13 protein-coding genes and 2 pseudogenes are annotated in these 17,616 nt (G+C 38.0%); 5 read left to right on the plus strand and 10 right to left on the minus strand.

What is annotated here, in order from left to right; translation table 11 throughout:
* Positions 1 to 45: 45 nt before the first annotated feature.
* Both B1NLA3E_RS11235 and speD read right to left on the minus strand, forming a co-directional pair.
* Positions 46 to 545, minus strand: a pseudogene (locus tag B1NLA3E_RS11235) (DUF3189 family protein).
* Positions 546 to 639: 94 nt separating this feature from the next.
* Positions 640 to 1,932 carry an adenosylmethionine decarboxylase gene (gene speD / locus B1NLA3E_RS11240; RefSeq protein ID WP_015593961.1) on the minus strand — a complete coding sequence of 431 codons (1,293 nt, stop codon included), beginning with the start codon at positions 1,930 to 1,932 and terminating at the stop codon, positions 640 to 642.
* Positions 1,933 to 2,054: 122 nt separating this feature from the next.
* Here speD and B1NLA3E_RS11245 point away from each other — a divergent pair, with 122 nt between their 5' ends.
* Entirely contained in the window at positions 2,055 to 2,720 is a 666-nt protein-coding gene (locus tag B1NLA3E_RS11245; protein WP_051120146.1) for a hypothetical protein, read from the plus strand.
* Between the two features lie 186 nt (positions 2,721 to 2,906).
* The gene (locus B1NLA3E_RS11250) at positions 2,907 to 4,052 is read left to right on the plus strand and encodes a glycoside hydrolase family 18 protein (RefSeq protein WP_015593963.1); all 1,146 of its coding nucleotides are present in this window, start codon (positions 2,907 to 2,909) and stop codon (positions 4,050 to 4,052) included.
* A 112-nt stretch (positions 4,053 to 4,164) separates the two neighbouring features.
* Here the strand turns inward: B1NLA3E_RS11250 and B1NLA3E_RS11255 are convergent, their stop codons facing one another.
* From B1NLA3E_RS11255 to B1NLA3E_RS11285, 7 genes and pseudogenes are all read right to left on the minus strand, one after another.
* Positions 4,165 to 7,410, minus strand: a complete 3,246-nt coding sequence (locus B1NLA3E_RS11255; protein ID WP_015593964.1) for a DEAD/DEAH box helicase — start codon at positions 7,408 to 7,410, stop codon at positions 4,165 to 4,167.
* Between the two features lie 152 nt (positions 7,411 to 7,562).
* Positions 7,563 to 9,413: pseudogene (locus tag B1NLA3E_RS11260) on the minus strand (heavy metal translocating P-type ATPase).
* Between the two features lie 3 nt (positions 9,414 to 9,416).
* The gene (locus B1NLA3E_RS11265) at positions 9,417 to 9,644 is read right to left on the minus strand and encodes a heavy-metal-associated domain-containing protein (RefSeq protein WP_015593965.1); all 228 of its coding nucleotides are present in this window, start codon (positions 9,642 to 9,644) and stop codon (positions 9,417 to 9,419) included.
* Between the two features lie 206 nt (positions 9,645 to 9,850).
* On the minus strand, positions 9,851 to 10,294 hold the full coding sequence (locus B1NLA3E_RS11270; protein WP_015593966.1) for a flavodoxin: 444 nt from the start codon (positions 10,292 to 10,294) through the stop codon (positions 9,851 to 9,853).
* Positions 10,295 to 10,314: 20 nt separating this feature from the next.
* A complete protein-coding gene (locus B1NLA3E_RS11275) occupies positions 10,315 to 11,022 on the minus strand; it encodes a Crp/Fnr family transcriptional regulator (RefSeq protein ID WP_015593967.1) in 708 nt (235 codons plus the stop codon).
* A gap of 229 nt (positions 11,023 to 11,251) precedes the next feature.
* The gene (locus tag B1NLA3E_RS11280) at positions 11,252 to 11,668 is read right to left on the minus strand and encodes a MaoC family dehydratase (protein WP_015593968.1); all 417 of its coding nucleotides are present in this window, start codon (positions 11,666 to 11,668) and stop codon (positions 11,252 to 11,254) included.
* Positions 11,669 to 11,694: 26 nt separating this feature from the next.
* Positions 11,695 to 12,225 carry a phaP protein gene (locus B1NLA3E_RS11285; protein WP_015593969.1) on the minus strand — a complete coding sequence of 177 codons (531 nt, stop codon included), beginning with the start codon at positions 12,223 to 12,225 and terminating at the stop codon, positions 11,695 to 11,697.
* Positions 12,226 to 12,630: 405 nt separating this feature from the next.
* Between B1NLA3E_RS11285 and B1NLA3E_RS11290 the strand changes: the two genes are divergently transcribed.
* From B1NLA3E_RS11290 to phaC, 3 genes are all read left to right on the plus strand, one after another.
* On the plus strand, positions 12,631 to 13,086 hold the full coding sequence (locus tag B1NLA3E_RS11290; RefSeq protein ID WP_041580470.1) for a poly(R)-hydroxyalkanoic acid synthase subunit PhaE: 456 nt from the start codon (positions 12,631 to 12,633) through the stop codon (positions 13,084 to 13,086).
* Between the two features lie 36 nt (positions 13,087 to 13,122).
* Positions 13,123 to 13,905, plus strand: a complete 783-nt coding sequence (gene fabG / locus B1NLA3E_RS11295; protein WP_015593971.1) for a 3-oxoacyl-[acyl-carrier-protein] reductase — start codon at positions 13,123 to 13,125, stop codon at positions 13,903 to 13,905.
* Positions 13,906 to 14,042: 137 nt separating this feature from the next.
* Complete coding sequence (gene phaC, locus B1NLA3E_RS11300) at positions 14,043 to 15,131, plus strand: class III poly(R)-hydroxyalkanoic acid synthase subunit PhaC (protein ID WP_015593972.1); 1,089 nt, start codon at positions 14,043 to 14,045, stop codon at positions 15,129 to 15,131.
* 145 nt (positions 15,132 to 15,276) lie between these two features.
* Here the strand turns inward: phaC and B1NLA3E_RS11305 are convergent, their stop codons facing one another.
* A complete protein-coding gene (locus tag B1NLA3E_RS11305) occupies positions 15,277 to 17,556 on the minus strand; it encodes a nitric-oxide reductase large subunit (RefSeq protein ID WP_015593973.1) in 2,280 nt (759 codons plus the stop codon).
* Between the last annotated feature and the right edge of the window lie 60 nt (positions 17,557 to 17,616).

The raw sequence follows: 17,616 nt of genomic DNA on the forward strand, positions 1-17,616 counted from the left end.
TATATTTTCAAAGTCCTCTTATTTCAGAGGGCTTTTCACGTTCCTTTATTTAAATTCTTTATTGTCTAATACAGTTACTGGTATTTTTGTTGATTTACCAATATTTTTTGTGTGATCCACTAACCGTATAATGTCCTTAAAGCAAATTTTCGCTCCTGAAACTAATAATGGAACACCAATGGAATCAATTTTTAGTCCTCTTGAAAAAAAGCCTCCAAGTGACATAGGTATGGGAACAGTAGGTGAAGTGTTTGAAAAAACTATTTTTTCTTCACCTTTATACTTTTCTTGTAATAACAAACTTAAACTTTGTAAAGAAGGAACGACATATTTTGATGATTTCCGGCCCAGGGTATGTACTGAATTTCCATCCTCATCAATCCCATGAAAAATAAGCTTACCAAAATCAGAAGAAGTTAAAGTATTGAAGTATTGAATATTTCCTCCTTTGTTAATGGATGGTCAGCCGAGATTTGGTTAAGATGATATGCTGCTGCCATTGAAGTTGAATGGGTTCCACCATAATCATTATAGATATATATCATAGAATCATCCTTATAAGTTATTCTGATATATTTACTATAACCAAATTATGGAGGTCCCATCCAAAAAGTCTTCCGTAGGGACCGGGGTTTAGGACTAAATTTTTTCTATTTCTTCTAGGTATAATTCATGCAATCTGGGGTCATTTTTACGGTTAATAATCAAGCCCTTTATCGGCTTTTGGAGAACTGGGGGTAGGTAGAATAATGGATCTAAATTAGACTCGATGGCTTGATGGGGAACGCTTATTTCAGGCATTTTTTCCTTTATTTTTCCACGGCTTGCCAAGTGGAATCCCCATACCCCAAAGGACGGTACCACGGTAAAATAAGCTTTAGTTTGAAATCCAGCAGCGTTTAATGTCATGGAAATACTCCAGAACACCCTAGGAGTGTCCTGTGGAGAATTAGCTTGGCAGACGATGACCCCACCCTCCGCCAAATGCCGACCTGCTTCATGGAATAATTCTTTTGTATATAATGAGCTTGTTGTTGGATCAACTGGATCGGGAAAATCAATAATAATTACCCCATATGCTTCCATTACGCCCTTTAAGTAGTCTATTGCATCAGTAATATGCACTTTCACCCTGCCATCCTTCAATGAGTTTGTGTTTGCGCCAACAAGTGCACAATCATTTTTTGCAAGTTCAATGACGAATGGATCAATATCGACAAGGTCTGTATGTTTTACATCAGGGTATTTTAAAACCTCCCGAAGTCCAAGACCGTCCCCACCTCCTAAAATTAACACACGGTCCCGGGATTTCGCTAGTTCCATTGCCGGTAAAACCAAGGCTTCATGGTAATGCTTTTCATCAAGAGATGAAAACTGTAATTCTTCATTCAGGTACAGACGGAGATCCTTTGCTTCTGCTAGCAAAATGTCCTGGAACGGACTAGATCCCTCGAACAAGATTTTATGTCCTCCTCTTTTGATTTCTTTTAAAACCTTCATGTCCCACTCATTTCCTCGACTACCACTTACCGTTAGTCCCTGTTTTCCCACATTAGCACGAAAATTTTCACATTTAGATAGTACTTGCCCTTCAATCCCCCTTGTGATTTCATACATGCAGACCCTTCTTGCTCCCATTTTGCCAAGAACCCTCTTTAAGGCCGGCCAGGCATCGTTCGTAGAGCAAGTATATAAATCCAAGGCAACATACCCGTATTCCGGCCAGGTGTGGATCGAAAAATGGGAAGTGGAAATGGCAATGATTCCTGTTACCCCCTGTGGTGAAAAAGAATGAAAGTAAGCTAGTAAGACCTCCATTTTTAGCTCATTTAATGCCTTTAGCATTAACCTTTTTAACCCATCAGCATCATTAATGGTTTCTGGAATGCAATCATAGGCATCCACAACTAGATGCTGTCCCTGTATATCCATTCGATCACTTCCTTATCAAACTCTTTATAGGATACAAATTTAGCTATACAAGTGTGTTTGTCCACACCTCTCTTCCATTAATTCATATAAAAATAGTAAACAACCTTTAGAGAGGTGTATAAGTGAAAAATTACATCAAAATAGTTTCGAGTAGAACTATACGTGTATGTGTGATGGCTTTCCCAGGAGCTCAAGTAGGAAGAAATCTGACAGACCCGATTAGAGTTAAAAGGGATTTTGCTATTGCTAATAAAATGTGGCAGCAAAAAGTTAATAGTATAAATATAGGAGTAAGATTCGAGGTTATCGATTTTATTATTCCTGACAAAGATTTACAAGGTCTAAATTCAAATGCAGAAAATATTGTTTTATCCAATCAAAAACTAGAACAAAACGCAAAAATCCTAATGCGGCTAGGAAGAAAGTTTTGCCCCACAGCTAATTTGTTCATCGTTTATATGAAGGGTAATACGATTGGCACAGTTCGGCGAGATGGCACTAAAATTCTCGCAATCTCGTATATAGACCACCCACTCATCATAATGTCTAATGGCGCGAAGGAAAACGAGTTTATATTAGCTCACGAGTTAGGACATTTTTTGTTTAATAACAACCGTTTTGGAAATACTTCAGATCCCAATCCAATTAAGGGAGATCCAGCACATAATGCAACAAAAACAAATTTAATGCATCCTACTGGTATTTATTGGCCAGCACCACCAAGAAGTCCTATCCTTACACTGGACCAGATAATTAAAGCTTTGGAGATTCGATTCTTTTACCATTGAAATCTATTAAACACTCAAATCCTTTGTAGCCCCTCGGTTTCCACCTATTTACACCACATGAATTTATTAATCCATCCCCTCAATTTTTAGTGTGAACATTAATATAGGTTTTTATTACCACCTCCCACTCCCCTTCTTTTCTGATACAATTTTTAAGTTGATTAATTTCAGGGAGGAATTCAACTTATGAAGAAACATAATCTCCTTCTTGCACTAGTATTGCTTATTACCTTCTTAGGAGGTTTTCTTGCAGGGGTATTATTCTCTACAAACAACGCTAAGGAAGAACCCTTGAAAACGAAGCAGGCCCCCCTATCAGCAAAAAAGCTTGAACCAAAAGCAAAACCAAAGTTATATCCTGAAAACCCAAAAGTTCTTATCGGTTATGTTCAGGATTTTCGTGATCCAAATGTTGTTGATTACACTAAACTGACTCACGTTATCTTTTCGTTTGCCCATCCGACAGAGGACGGTGGCATTTTGCTTAATGGAGATACTGCTCTCAATAATTTGCGGACGATCGTTTCAAAAGCCCATCAACACGACACAAAAGTTATGCTTGCCGTGGGTGGTTGGTACCACATCCAGGGTGGGGAATCGTATAAGTATTTTAAGCAAGCGATTACCAATCCTACTTCACGTACAAAGCTTATAAACGAACTCGCTAGTATAGCAGAGCGCGAAAAACTAGATGGCATTGATATCGATTTTGAGCATCCGCGATCACAGGATGATGCTCAAAACCTAGCTATTTTTACAAAAGAGTTAAGTGATAAGCTTCACGCTAAAAATAAGGAACTGTCCATTGCGGTTAATTCTAAAATTCATAGCGTTGCTGGAACGGAAATTACCTCAGTGGTTTATGACCCATTGATGTTCCAGCATGTCGACCATATCAATATCATGGCTTATGATGGCCAGTGGGATGGTGAATACGATGCAGCCAATTTGTCTCCGTATCCATTTACTGAGAATGTTGTAAACTATTGGACAAACCTGTTTAAGACACAGAACCTACCGCTAGAAAAGCTTGTGTTAGGTGTTCCCTGTTATGCACAGCCTGAAGATCCAGCCATCAAACAGATTTCTTATGGGACGATTATCAAAAGTGATCCAGTAAATGCCGGACTGGATACCGTCAACATCAACGGTACGACCTACCATTATAACGGTGGTGCCACGATTCAAAGAAAAACCAAACTAGCGCTTGATCACGGCTTCGGTGGCATGATGCTTTGGGAACTCGGTCAAGATTCACATGGAGTGAACAGTATAACGGGTACTATTTTTGCCGAACTGAAAGCAACAAGAACAGATCAATCAAATTTATAAAAAATAAAGCATGCGGATAGCTACCCGCATGCTTTATTAATATGGTTTAATTTTTGGTTGCTGTATTTTTATTTTTTTCGACATTCTATCACCATTGTTATTATTTTCAAGATTAAATCGATAGAATATCTTTGATCTCTTGCTCAGTTAGTGTAGAAAGTGTTTCTTGCCCTGGCTGGACAACTTCGTCAATCAGGTTTTTCTTTCTCTGCTGGAGTTCATACATCTTGTCTTCTATCGTCCCTTGGCTAACAAGGCGTATCACTTGGACGATTTTCTTTTGCCCAATACGGTGGGCACGGTCGGCTGCCTGCTGCTCAACTGCAGGATTCCACCATAAATCATAAAGGACCACAGTATCCGCTCCAGTCAAATTAAGACCAGTCCCACCTGCCTTAAGTGAGATCAGGAACATCTCCTTCTCCCCATCATTAAACCTGTTACACAACTCTACCCGCTCGGACCCAGGGGTATTACCATCTAAGTAGAAGTATGGTATTCCCTGATAGGCTAGCTCTTTTCCGATTATTTTTAGCATTTGCGTAAATTGTGAGAATATCAGTAGTCTTTTACCTTCATTACGGCATTCCTCGATAATTTCTAGCAATTGTTCAAATTTGGCTGAACTCCCTGCATACCCCTCAATAAATAAAGCGGGGTGAAGGCATAGTTGCCGAAGTCGCGTTAAACCCGCTAAGATTTTAATGCGATTTTTCTTAAGACCGCCTTCGTTCAAATGCTTCAGGGTTTCCTGGCGCAATTTTGCCAAATAAGCAGCATATAATTTTTTTTGTTCAGGCAGCAGTTCTGAGGCTTGCTGCGACTCTATTTTTTCGGGCAACTCTTTAAGAACGTCTGATTTTACCCGCCTTAATATAAAAGGTCGTACTCGGTTAGCAACTGTTTCACGGGATAAATCATGGAATTTGGCTCTATTTTGAAATAACTCTGGAAAAACCACATCGAAAATGGACCATAGTTCTTCTAACGAGTTTTCGATTGGTGTACCCGTAAGTGCAAAACGGTGCTTGGCCTGTATCTTTTTTACTGCCCTTGCAGTTTGCGTCGTATAGTTTTTGAAGGCTTGTGCCTCATCCAAAATTAGCGTATGAAATGACAGTTCTTGAAATATTTTAATATCCTGACGTAAAAGTGGGTAAGAAGTGATCAGCACATCGATAGCGCTAAGATCCTTTACAATACGACTCCGCTCGGTTTTACTGCCTTCAGCCATCGCCACCCGTACCTCAGGAGCGAATTTCTTTAGTTCATTAAACCAGTTATATACAAGGGAGGCTGGAGCAACAATGATGGCTGGCAGTTCTCGAGTTCTGATCTCAGGCAACACTGATACAATAAAGGCGATACTTTGAATCGTTTTTCCTAATCCCATTTCATCTGCCAAAATACCACCAAACCGATAGTGAGCAAGGGTCTTCAGCCATTGAAATCCATACTCTTGGTAATCCCGAAGGGTGTGCACTAGGCTATCTGGGACAGGAAATTCTCGAATATCAGGATTACGAAGATTTTCTAAGAGACGACGAAATGATTTTCCTAGGCTAATGCCATTTACCTTCTCATAAGAATCCATTAAATTAAGACCAGACATTACTGGCAGACGGAGTTCGTTATCAATCAAATCTTCTTTTTGGTTAATTAATTCGTTTAGGAGTCGATTTGTTTTTTTAAATTCCTTACTTTCAAGTGATAACAAAGAACCGTTCGGTAAACGATAATATTTTCGTTTCTCCTCCACTGACTTGATTAATTGTCTGAGCTCTGATTCTGGAATCCCGTCCAGCTCGAATTTGAATACAAGCCAATCAGTTCGTTCTTCGAGATCCACTTTTATCTTGATAGGGGTATTTCCTGTGTAAAGTCTGGCCTTTACTGCCGTGGTGGCATAAACCTCAACAAGTTTCTTTAGCTGTGGAACACCGTGGTATAAGAATTGGTATTCTTCCTCTTCATTTTGCATGAAATATCCGCCATCAGTTTTTGTGAAAGAACTTTGATCCATCCACTCCAAAATTTGTTGTTCTTTATCCCCTTCTCGCAAAAGAAGAAAATCCGAGCTTCGATTTTGTCTAGCTCTTTCTAATGGATTAATAATAATATCGTCATATTGAAACTCTAGACCAGCAAGGAGTCGACCATTCAGGCGGTCTAAATATAGTTTCGCTTTTAGAGTTTTTTTGACAATTCGGTCGGAAACGGCTTTAGAAATGACAATTACTCCTAATTTCATTAAACCAGGTATGACCTTTTCCATATAAGCTTCCATTTGTTGTGCTGGAATCGTAACAACATCTTTACGATAGGTTTCAAGTATTTGCATTAGTTCTGAAAGAAGTTTGCACTGATCCCCTGACAGCTTAATGATTTTACCGTCAAACAGGACACAGCTGTAGGATTCAAATACCGTAATCCAATCGAGACCCTGAATTTTTAATTGATATCCTTCCGACTGTGCCTGATCAAACTCAAATTTAAGCGGAAGCGCTTCTTCAGATATCTGGATTCCCAAATAGACAGTCCGCTCCTGTTCTATTTTTACCAGCGGAGCCTGAACAAGCAATGGAAGAAGAGTTTCCCATAAGAAAGGTGGGATGATCAGTATTCTCTTATCAAGAGAGCGTTCAACCTTTTCATTAAAAACATTATCTGCACCAAGGTAAATCGTTTCTTGTCGGTAGATTTGAATTAATTGCTGAAGTATCGCTTCGTTTTCATGTTGAAATCGATGAAGCTCAGGTGTGTAGGTAAAATGTTTTGAGAAAGGATAGGGTTCCCCTCGGTCAACGTGTTCGAGAAATTCTCTAATGTTTTTAACGAGATACATCCGTTTAAGCCCAACCTGAAGCTCAAGTCCAAAAATGTATTTTCTGTTTTCGGATGGAATCGGTCGGCATATTAAGCTCATGTTTATTATTTCTTTATTTTCAAAGTATGTCTGCACACCAATTTTGTGGAATGAGTTGCTTGTAAATAGATCTAAAACCCCTTTAGTCAACCTATTTTCCTCAAGAAAACCCTCATTAATTGAGGTTGAACTTAAAGCTGGTTTCTGATCACGAGGCTTAGGATGTTCTACCGGTAGATAATGAATTTTCCACATGACAGCGGCGATGTGGTTGCAGAATCTATGATTCAAAGTAAAAGGAGGACAGGTACATTCTGCATGAACCTTTTCATTTCGATCCACCTCAAAGGTTACCTGAAAGTCTAAATTTCCTTCAACCACTGCTTCATAGAAATTATTTTTCTGGTCATAATTAAAGAAAGTAACTTTTCCGTTTCGATAGTAAACTTCGCCTTCTTCGTAGGCCTTTTGCCCACAGAATAGTTTAATCATTGATTGTGTTAATTGAGGGCTCAAACCTTGTTCCTCCTATTGATAACTTCACTGTTAAAATGTTATCGTAATCTGACTCGCTGTCAAGGAGGGAAATACAATTTCCATGTTTTTAGTCGTTTTCAATTTGGGAAACTTCTCAAGCTAGCCCTCTAATGTTGGCGTTGTTTAAAGTCAACCAGCCTAATAGCGTTTATAATTACGATCAGCACACTTGCTTCATGAATCAGCATTCCTGTTGCCAAAAAAACTTTTCCTAACAATACTCCCGCCAAGAGCAAGACTACAGTTCCAACAGCGAAGAACATATTTTGCTTCATATTCATTACGGTTGCTTTAGCCAATTTATAGGTATATGGGATCTTACTTAATTTGTCGCCCATTAATACGACATCGGCTATGTCCATGGCTGCATCTGTACCGGCGGCCCCCATCGCCAATCCAACATCCGCTAGTGCTATTGCTGGTGCATCATTGATGCCGTCACCAACCATTGCAACACGGGCTCCTGTTGATATTAACTGTTTAATATGATTTACTTTTTCTTCTGGAAGCAATTCTGCAAAAACATGATCAATCCCTAACTGTGAGGCTACTTTCTCGGCAGTATGCTGATTATCACCGGTAAGCATAATGGTTTGTTTTATACCCAACGCTTTTAGTTGGTTAATCGTATCAGCTGCTTCTTCCCGAATTTGGTCTGCAATCGAAATAATACCAATAACTATGTTATCTACTCCAATAAAAATCGACGTGTTCCCATTTTTCTCTTGCTGAATTACGTAGTTCTCAATTTCTTCTTGGATTGGAATGCCATGGTTAATTATTAGCTTACGATTACCAATGATGATCGTTTTGTCTTACAACGACGCAATTAATCCATACCCTTTTTTTATGGTAAAATTTTTGGGTTCGTTAGTTAGCACAATACCACGATCTTTAGCTTCTTTGACGATTGTTCTCCCTAAATGGTGTTCAGATATGATTTCAACTTCTGCAGCGATTTTTAAAAGGTCATTTTCTTCCGTATCAAAAGCTTTGATGTTTATTACTTTAGGTTTCCCTTTTGTCAGTGTCCCAGTTTTATCAAAAACGAAGACATCAATCCTTGCATAATTCTCCATCACCTCACCACCTTTGATCAGGATGCCGTTCTTTGCTCCAGTTCCAATCCCGGCGACAAGTGATACCGGGGCAGAAATGACAAGGGCTCCAGGACAAGCGATAACGAGGAATGTAAGGGTAAGTTCAATGTTTTTTGTTAAAATTAAAACGATGACCGACAGCAAGAGAATTCCTGGAGTATACAAACTAGCAAATCGTTCTAAAAATTTCTGTGTTTTAGCTTTCGTTTCCTGTGCTTCTTCAACTAATTCAATAATCTTAGCAAAAGCAGTATGATCACCGACCCTTTCTGCTTCCACTTCAATATAGCCAGTATCAATGATCGTTCCGCTAAAGACTTGATCAAACTTTTGTTTATTTACTGGTACAGATTCCCCTGTAATGGTTGCTTCGTTAATATAGGCATTACCAGAGACAATTTTTCCGTCAATGGCGATTTTCTCACCTGACTGTATGAATAGGTGATCACCTATTATGATTTCATCAACGGGCATCACCACTCGTCCACCATTTTTTATAACTGTTGCTTCTCGTGGTGTCATATCCATTAATGATTTTAAGGAGGTACGTGTTTTTTCTAACGTTCGTATTTCTAAGTAAGCCCCAAATAAAAACAAGAACGTTACAGCTGCTGATTCAACATATTCTCCTATGATCATGGCACCAATAACAGCGATGGTAACAAGAAGCTCGATACTAAATGCCTTCATGCGGACTGATTGTAGGGCCTTGATAACAATTGAATACCCCGCAACTAATGTTGCGATAATTAAAGGGGCCTTTTCCCAACCTGACAAACTTAGCAAATGAAAGCTAAAAGCTAAAGATAGTAACAGTCCTGAAACAATAATCCTATGGATTTGCTTAATTTTACCCATTTATTAATGAACCACCCTCTGCATAGAAAGTACTTCATAACCTAGTTTCTCGATTGTTCGTTGCAAATCTTCTGGATTGATTTGTGTAGAATCAAAAGTAACTTTAACTTTACTGGAGTTAAATAGCACATTTGCTTCATCTACTCCTATCATTTTTTTTAGTGTTCCCTCGATTTTTTTAATACATGATGGACATGAAAGAGACTCTAACTGGAATTTAACTTTGTTCATCTTGATCACTCCTATTTTTTAGTCTGACACTATCATAAGCTGATTCTCAAACCGTTTCTTTGACTCAGGTCAAATATGAAATTATGGATATAAAATTATCAACAAACCCCATTTTTAATTATCTATGAATAGAAAAAACAGCCTTTAGGGCTGCCTTCAAGTTGTTCTAATATTATTTTAAAAAATAATTTTACTCTAAATGATTATTAGTTCATTAATCCTTCAGCAAACTTTTTACCAAACTCTCTGCACTGATCAATTTCCACATCCAGTGGTGTATCTTCTATTTTTAGCCCAGGGAGAATATTCACTGCTCCCAATTCCTGAAATCGTTCCTTCAAAATATCAACAGCTCTGCAAAAATCAGTATATGTGGAATCGCCTGAGCCAAAGGTAGCTGTTTTTTTACCAGAAAGATCCAATTTACACATTTCCTCATAAAAATCAATAAATTCATCTGGTAAATCTCCATCGTTCCAGGTATAACTACCTAGGATAATTCCATCGTAATTTAGAAGCTCCTCAGGACTAGTCAGAAATGAATCCTTAACAACGACATGTATATTGGATTCGTAGAGACCCTGACTGATTTTCATTGCCATTTCTTCGGTGTTTCCCGTCATACTTGTATATACTATAATACAATTCATGTTCTATTCCCCCTACTAATTTAGGACTCTGCTGATTTTCGTAAAGCATCTAAGTTGCGAATTTTTATATTTCTTTGTCCAGTCTGCTCAATCCATCCCCGATCCTGAAAGGAAGAGAGACGTCGGCTAATCGTTTCTTGCGTTGTTCCAAGGTAAGATGCTAAATCTTTTTTACTCATGGGAAGGGTTAAAATTTCAAGACCGTCAAATTTTTCAGCCATTTCGACTAAATAAGAGGCTGTCCTTTTCTCGACATCCTGCAAACTTAGCCTTCCAACAAGGTTTTCTGTTTTTTCTAAGCGTGAACTTAATTGTCCTAATAGTTTCAAAGAAATGGATGGATAATTCAGCAGAATGTCAGTCATACTTTTCCGATGAATCGAGCAAACGTCTGAGTTAATCATCGTTTCGGCATAACTGTCAGATTCATGTTGCGAAAATAGCGATAGTTCTCCTAAAAAATCTCCAGGTTCTAAAATTCTGATGAGCTGCTCCTTACCTGAATCAGAAAGTCGATACATTTTCACTCGCCCAGTATGGATAATATATAAATGTTCAGTGGGCTCACCTGCCTGAATGAGGAGCTCACCCTTTTGGTATTGTTGATGTTTACTCGTTCTTGCTATTTCCTCCATCTCTTGTTGGCTCAGGTCCTGAAACATCGGAACGATGGAAATACATAGTTTTTTGATATTCGTTTCATTATGCAAATGATGACAGCCTTCCATTATCCACACTCCTGACTTTACTTACGAGATTGTGCATCATCTTCATTGCTTCTTCGTTATCTTACTAACAAAAGAAATTAAAAACCTTGACGTCAATCAATTTTCAAGAGAATTAACCGCTTACGGACTAGAAAAATAGTTGATTAATATAAAAAGAGCCAATCGGAACTTCCTCCGATTAGCTCTTAGTGATATGTTTTTAAAATAACTTCCAATCAATCAGTTGCTGTTAAACTTTTTTCATTACCGTCGCTTCTCCATCCACTACAATTTCCCCGTGTTGATTTTTTACCAGAGTTTGAAGGCGGATAATTTTTTTTCGATCGATTTTTTCCAGAACCTTCACTTCAGCTTTGACAGTGTCGCCAATTTTGACAGGTCCTAAAAATTTTAAATTTTGGGTTAAGTATATTGAGTTAACTCCTGGGAGCTTCATTCCAATAACGGTTGAAATAAATCCCGCCGTCAATAGACCATGTGAAATCCGTTCTTTGAAAATTGAGTTCTTTGCAAATTCGTTGTCAACATGCAATGGGTTAAAATCACCCGTAATCCCTGCAAATTGATAAATATCAGACTCGGAAATCGTTTTAGAAAAAGATGCATGATCCCCAACGTTAATATCCATGTAGGAAAGTTCTTGCATGTTTGCCCCCTTCTCTATCCCTATTCCTATTTTGTTACTAAAGGATTGTATAATTCGAAAGTTTTCATGACACCATTCTGGGATTGCTTTAGCTGATCCACATAAACCTCTAATGCTTTCAAAATTTCAGTACGATTTTTTTGTTGTTGATCAAACGCGCTTTTTAGCGTTTCTTCTAAATGAGAATGAGATTTCGAAAGCATATCTGTAAATGCTTTGCTAGGGCTAAAGTCAGAGATATCTGATTTAAAGCCAATTTCTTCTAATTTATCTGTCCACTCAAGTATGTTTTGTCCACCAAATTCGCTTTGTGCTTTATTTAAGGTACTTTGTAAATTCCCAAGCCAATCTGATGTCAATTTTTTTGTGTCTTCTTCTAATCGTGAAAGTTGTTCGCCAGTTGATTTGATCCAATCCTTTTGTGTTTCAATTACCTGTAACGACTGCTCTTCAACCCCATTTTGAAGAGAGTGAAACGTTTTAAAGCTATTAAACCATCCATCCCAAAATACATCCATTACATTCACAACCTTAACATCATTTTTTTTTGTAGCCATCAATAACCCTCCTAAATATGAATCTGGATCCCAAAGGCAAAACTGCCCCGTAATATAATGCTTATTCAATTACCAAAAAAAATAGTTCAAGCTTGTTCAACTTGTATATGTAATTTACACCTATTTGTTATACCTGTCAAATATTACTTTTGTTTCAAAAATAGACAAATAAAGGGTTTTTTTAGCTAATATTCAAAGAAATTTGTCGTTATTTAGTGATATTACGCATAATTTCACGGTTTTTATATTCCCTATAGGTGAATAAAATAGATTATTCTAATACATGAGAGAATTTTTTGAAGATTTGAAAATTACAGAAGAAATCCACTAATCGCTGAGCGATTGAGCTGGACAATTATCAAAACTCAAAAATTTTTTATTTTATTAAAAAGGAGTTGGGACTTTGTGACACAAAAAACGAAATTGGATCCATTTTCTGTCTGGAAGAGTATTTATGAAAAAACAGAGGAAAAGTGGAATGGTGTTATTCATGAAACAATGCAGAAAGAAGCATTTTCAGAATGGATGGGCCAAGTTCAAAACGGATACTTGGAATATCAAGGCGCTGTTCAAAATACAACTGAAGCCTATTTAAAACAAGTTAATATGCCTACACGGGATGAAATATCAAATGTAGCTTCTCTTATTATTAACTTAGAGGAAAAAGTTGAAAACCTTGATCAAAAAATCGAGGATGAATTGTTAGTCAATAATTCACAATCAGAAATCAATAAATTAAAAGCTAGTATCGCTAAACTGGATAAAAAAATTGATACCCTGTTAAAGGCAGTTCAATTGAATGAAGAAGTCACTCCAGTTGCTGCATCCGTAGCACCCGCTACACCAGTAGAAAAAAAATAAAAATAATTAATTTATAAAATCAAAGGAGCTAATAAAATGACTACTATTGAAAAGAATCTTGTTAACCAAATCGAGGATACATACAATTTAAAGGATAAAGTTGTAATTGTAACTGGTAGCTCAAAAGGAATTGGGGCAACAATCGCTAAAGAACTTGCTAAAAAAGGCGCGAATGTTGTCGTTAATTACAATGCAAGCTCTGCATCAGCTGAAAGTATTGTAGACGAAATTACTGAATTTGGCGGCAAGGCTATTGCTTGCAAAGCTAACGTTAGTAATTTGGAAGAGGCACAATTATTAGTTGAAAAAACAATCAGTGAATTTGGTCGAATCGACATTCTTGTAAATAACGCTGGTATTACAAGAGACCGTACTTTCCGCAAACTTAGCCAAGCTGAATGGAACGAGGTTATCAACGTTAACCTTAATAGTGTTTACCACACAACTTCTGCTGTAATCAATGTAATGTTAGAACAAAAATTTGGCCGTATTATCAATATCAGTTCTGTTATTGGACAATCTGGCGGATTTGGTCAAACAAATTATTCTGCTGCAAAAGCTGGAATGATCGGTTTCACAAAATCACTTGCATTGGAAACTGCAAGAAGCGGTATCACTGTAAATGCAATCTGCCCAGGTTTTATTGCAACTGAAATGACTGCTGAAATTCCTGCAAATGTAATGGAAGGAATCGTTGGTAAGATACCGATGAAACGTTTAGGCAAAACATCTGAAATTGCTGAAGCCGTTATCTTCCTTGCAAACAGCGAGTACATCACTGGTCAATGCATAAATGTAAATGGCGGATTATATATGTAATATCGTTTGGGTGATAGGCAATTAAGCCATAAGATCACCAGTATGACACAAGAAAACCCAGTCTAAGGAGCTGATTAATAACCACCCTTGCCTGGGTGATTATTTGTGAAAAAAGTTAACTAACGAGGAGGATTTCGATGGTTTTATCAGCAACAAAAGAAGTAGAATCATGGATTAATTTACTGCCTGAGGATATTCAAAGAAATTATAATCGTTTCAAAAAGGTTTCAGATGTACTTACAAGAAACCCAGAGCCTAAGGTTGGTCAAACTCCTAAGGAAGTCATTTGGACTAAAAACAAGGCAAAACTTTATCGCTATCAAGCAACAAAGGAAAAAACGAATAAAGTTCCGCTATTAATTATTTACGCATTAATAAATAAACCATATATATTAGATTTAACACCTGGAAATAGCTTTATCGAATACATGACAAACCAAGGTCATGATGTTTACCTTTTAGATTGGGGAACTCCAGGTTACGAAGATCGTAATTTGAAGTTTGATGATTATGTTTTAGAATACATTCCACGTGCTGTTAAAAAAGTATTAAAAACGTCAGGTGCTGAAGAAATCAGCTTACTAGGGTATTGCATGGGTGGCACACTTACTTCTATTTTCGCTGCTCTTCACCCTGAATTACCTATTCGTAACTTAATCTTTTTAACTAGTCCGTTTGACTTTTCTGATACAGGTCTATTTACGAACTGGCTTGACGAGCGTTATTTTAATTTAGATAAAGTGGTTGATACATTAGGGATTATACCTCCTGAAATGATTGACCTTGGAAATAAATTATTAAAGCCACTTGTCAATTATATTGGTCCTTACGTAAGTCTGGCTGATCGAGTTGAAAATGAAGCATTTGTTCAAAGCTGGCAACTAATGCAAAAATGGGTTGCGGATGGTATTCCGTTCCCAGGTGAAGCATTTAGACAGTGGATTGGCGAGTTTTATCAACAAAACAAGCTTATCAACGATGATCTTTATATTCGTGGACGCCAAGTTCTATTAAGTAATATCACGGCTAATGTTTTAAATATTGCGGCCGAACGTGATCATATTGCTGCTCCAGATCAAGTGGAACCTTTACTTGAGAAAATTTCAAGCAAAGACAAAACATTCACAGTTATGCCTACTGGACATGTATCTGTCATTGTCGGTGGAAGTGCCATTAAACGGACCTACCCGACTATTGATAGTTGGTTAACAGAGCATTCAAAGTAAGTTACTAATATGATTATTCCGTCGGATATCAGAGTATAACGATGGGTTTATCAGAATAGAAAAAAAGAGCGTCCCAAAATTTACTTGGTTCGCTCTTTTTTTGATTTGATGTCCGACGTCTACAAACTAACTGCTGTTTCAAAACTTATCTGCCTACCGTTCTTTCAAAATCAGGCGACTCATCCTTTACTGACCAGCCTGTTTTTAATCCTAGAATAAACCAGCCTAGCGCCAAAACTCCTATGGCAAATATAGTGTCACCCACAACACGAAGCCAATGAAAGGTTTGCACTGTATCTTGTTGTAAGAATTCGGCAGATCTTGCATACCACATGCCATACTCTACACTCGCCCAGGTTTGCATTAGTCCGATTGGAATTAAGCTTAGTAGAACCATTAATGCAAGGCCGATATTAATGGCCCAAAATGCAAAACTTAGCAGCTTTGTCTTCCATTTCCTTTGTCCAGTTAACCCCTTTAAACAAAAGAGCATCAATCCAATGCCAAGCATTCCATAAACACCAAAAAGTGCTGTGTGCCCATGGACAGCTGTTGTATTCAGCCCCTGCATATAATAAAGCGCAATTGGGGGATTAATGAAGAAACCGAACAATCCTGCACCTACTAAATTCCAAAACGCTACTGCTACGAAGCAATATATCGGCCATTTATAAGCAGTTACCCATGGTTTTGTTCTGCTTAAAGTGAGATTTTCATAGGCTTCAAATCCGATAATCACCAGTGGGACAACTTCTAATGCACTAAACACTGCTCCAAACGCAATGACACCCAATGGTGTACCGCTGAAATATAAATGGTGGAAGGTTCCAATTATTCCTCCAAACAAGAATATACTGGTTGAGAATAACACGGAGGCTGAAGCGGTAGCTGTTCGTAGCAATCCCATTCTTGTAAATAAGAAGGCAATCACCACTGTCGCAAATACTTCGAAAAATCCTTCTACCCATAAATGAACAACCCACCAGCGCCAGTATTCAGCCATGGCCAAATGAGTATGTTGTCCCCACATTAATCCTGGAACATAAAATAACGGGATTGCTGTCGCTGCGATTAAAAACATCGCCAACAAGTGTCGATCTTCACGTGATTTTTTAAAGGCTGGTAATAAGGCTCTGCCCATTAAAAACAGCCAAATGAACAGACCCACCGTTAAGAATATTTGCCAAAAACGACCTAAATCAACATATTCATAGCCTTGATGCCCAAACCAAAAATTTGTTTGATTATCAAACTTTTGGAATACACCAAACCATTGGCCAGCCATTGATCCTACCACAATGATTAACAAGGCAACAAATAAAATATTGACTAAACCACGCTGAAATTTTGGCTCATGACCAGAAACAGCTGGTGCCATAAACAACCCTGTGGCAAGCCAAGCAGTGGCAATCCATAAAATCCCTAGTTGAGTGTGCCAAGTTCGCGCCACGGAATACGGTAGCCATTTTTGTAGTGGGATACCATAAAAACCTGACCCTTCTACAGCATAGTGGGCAGTAACTGCGCCAAGACCTACTTGGACGACTACCAAAGCGGCTACAACCCAAAAATATTTTAAAGTTGCCTTCATTGATGGAGTAGGTGATAGTGCAAGGAGCGGATCCTTTTCTGGGTACACTTCCTCAATATGCTGTTCCTTGTGGCGTTGGGCAGCATAATACCAAGTAAGTGCGCCAACTCCAGCAAGTAGCATTACAAAACTAACTACTGACCAAATAACCAATTCTCCTGTTGGGCGATTATCAATCAAATCTTCATTCGGCCAGTTATTTGTATAGGTGATATTGCTATCTGGACGGTTAGTTGCGGTTGACCAAGTACTCCAGAAGAAAAATGTGGTCATATCGTCCATCCTGGCCTGATTTTTCACCGTATTTTTAGGAATCGCATAATGATTACGTATATCTGCCAAGTCCGGATCATTCATAAATAATCCCGAATAATAGCTATTTAAATACCGATAAGCATCCTCTCGATCTTTTGAAATCGTTAATACATGTGTTTTTTTATCGTAGGTATTTGTCCGAATTTCTTTTTTCAAACGAGCACGTAATTGAGCCTTCTGTTCTTCATTTAAGTCCACGTATTTTTTTCCGAAATCCGCTTTTCCCCATTTATTTAAGATAAAGATTGACTCTCGATGAAGCCAGTCAGCATTCCAATCTGGTGCTACATATGCACCATGTCCCCAAATACTTCCGACTTCTTGACCTCCAATAGACTGCCAAACGTTTTGTCCATCTTGAATATCTTTACCTGTAAACAATTCCCTCCCATCATCCGTTACGACTCGATCTGGAATCGGGGGCATTACTTGATAAATTCGTCCACCAAAGTATCCTAAAATTGCAAAAGAAATAATAATGACTAAGCTTAAGCTAATCCATAATTTCCGATAATTCATTTAATCCCTCCTAAAGGTTTTCGCAAAGATTGGCAAAAGGATGCCCATAAATGCCATTCC

It is taken from the genome of Bacillus sp. 1NLA3E (assembly GCF_000242895.2).
Lineage (GTDB): Bacteria > Bacillota > Bacilli > Bacillales > Cytobacillaceae > Bacillus_BU.

What these genes read in the sequence shown, in the direction of transcription:
- speD (WP_015593961.1), bottom strand. Translation starts at nt 1,932, where the DNA reads ATGGATATACAGGGACAGCATCTAGTTGTGGATGCCTATGATTGCATT.
- B1NLA3E_RS11270 (WP_015593966.1), bottom strand. Translation starts at nt 10,294, where the DNA reads ATGAATTGTATTATAGTATATACAAGTATGACGGGAAACACCGAAGAA.
- phaC (WP_015593972.1), top strand. Translation starts at nt 14,043, where the DNA reads ATGGTTTTATCAGCAACAAAAGAAGTAGAATCATGGATTAATTTACTG.
- B1NLA3E_RS11250 (WP_015593963.1), top strand. Translation starts at nt 2,907, where the DNA reads ATGAAGAAACATAATCTCCTTCTTGCACTAGTATTGCTTATTACCTTC.
- B1NLA3E_RS11255 (WP_015593964.1), bottom strand. Translation starts at nt 7,410, where the DNA reads ATGATTAAACTATTCTGTGGGCAAAAGGCCTACGAAGAAGGCGAAGTT.
- fabG (WP_015593971.1), top strand. Translation starts at nt 13,123, where the DNA reads ATGACTACTATTGAAAAGAATCTTGTTAACCAAATCGAGGATACATAC.
- B1NLA3E_RS11305 (WP_015593973.1), bottom strand. Translation starts at nt 17,556, where the DNA reads ATGAATTATCGGAAATTATGGATTAGCTTAAGCTTAGTCATTATTATT.
- B1NLA3E_RS11265 (WP_015593965.1), bottom strand. Translation starts at nt 9,644, where the DNA reads ATGAACAAAGTTAAATTCCAGTTAGAGTCTCTTTCATGTCCATCATGT.
- B1NLA3E_RS11285 (WP_015593969.1), bottom strand. Translation starts at nt 12,225, where the DNA reads ATGGCTACAAAAAAAAATGATGTTAAGGTTGTGAATGTAATGGATGTA.
- B1NLA3E_RS11275 (WP_015593967.1), bottom strand. Translation starts at nt 11,022, where the DNA reads ATGGAAGGCTGTCATCATTTGCATAATGAAACGAATATCAAAAAACTA.
- B1NLA3E_RS11280 (WP_015593968.1), bottom strand. Translation starts at nt 11,668, where the DNA reads ATGCAAGAACTTTCCTACATGGATATTAACGTTGGGGATCATGCATCT.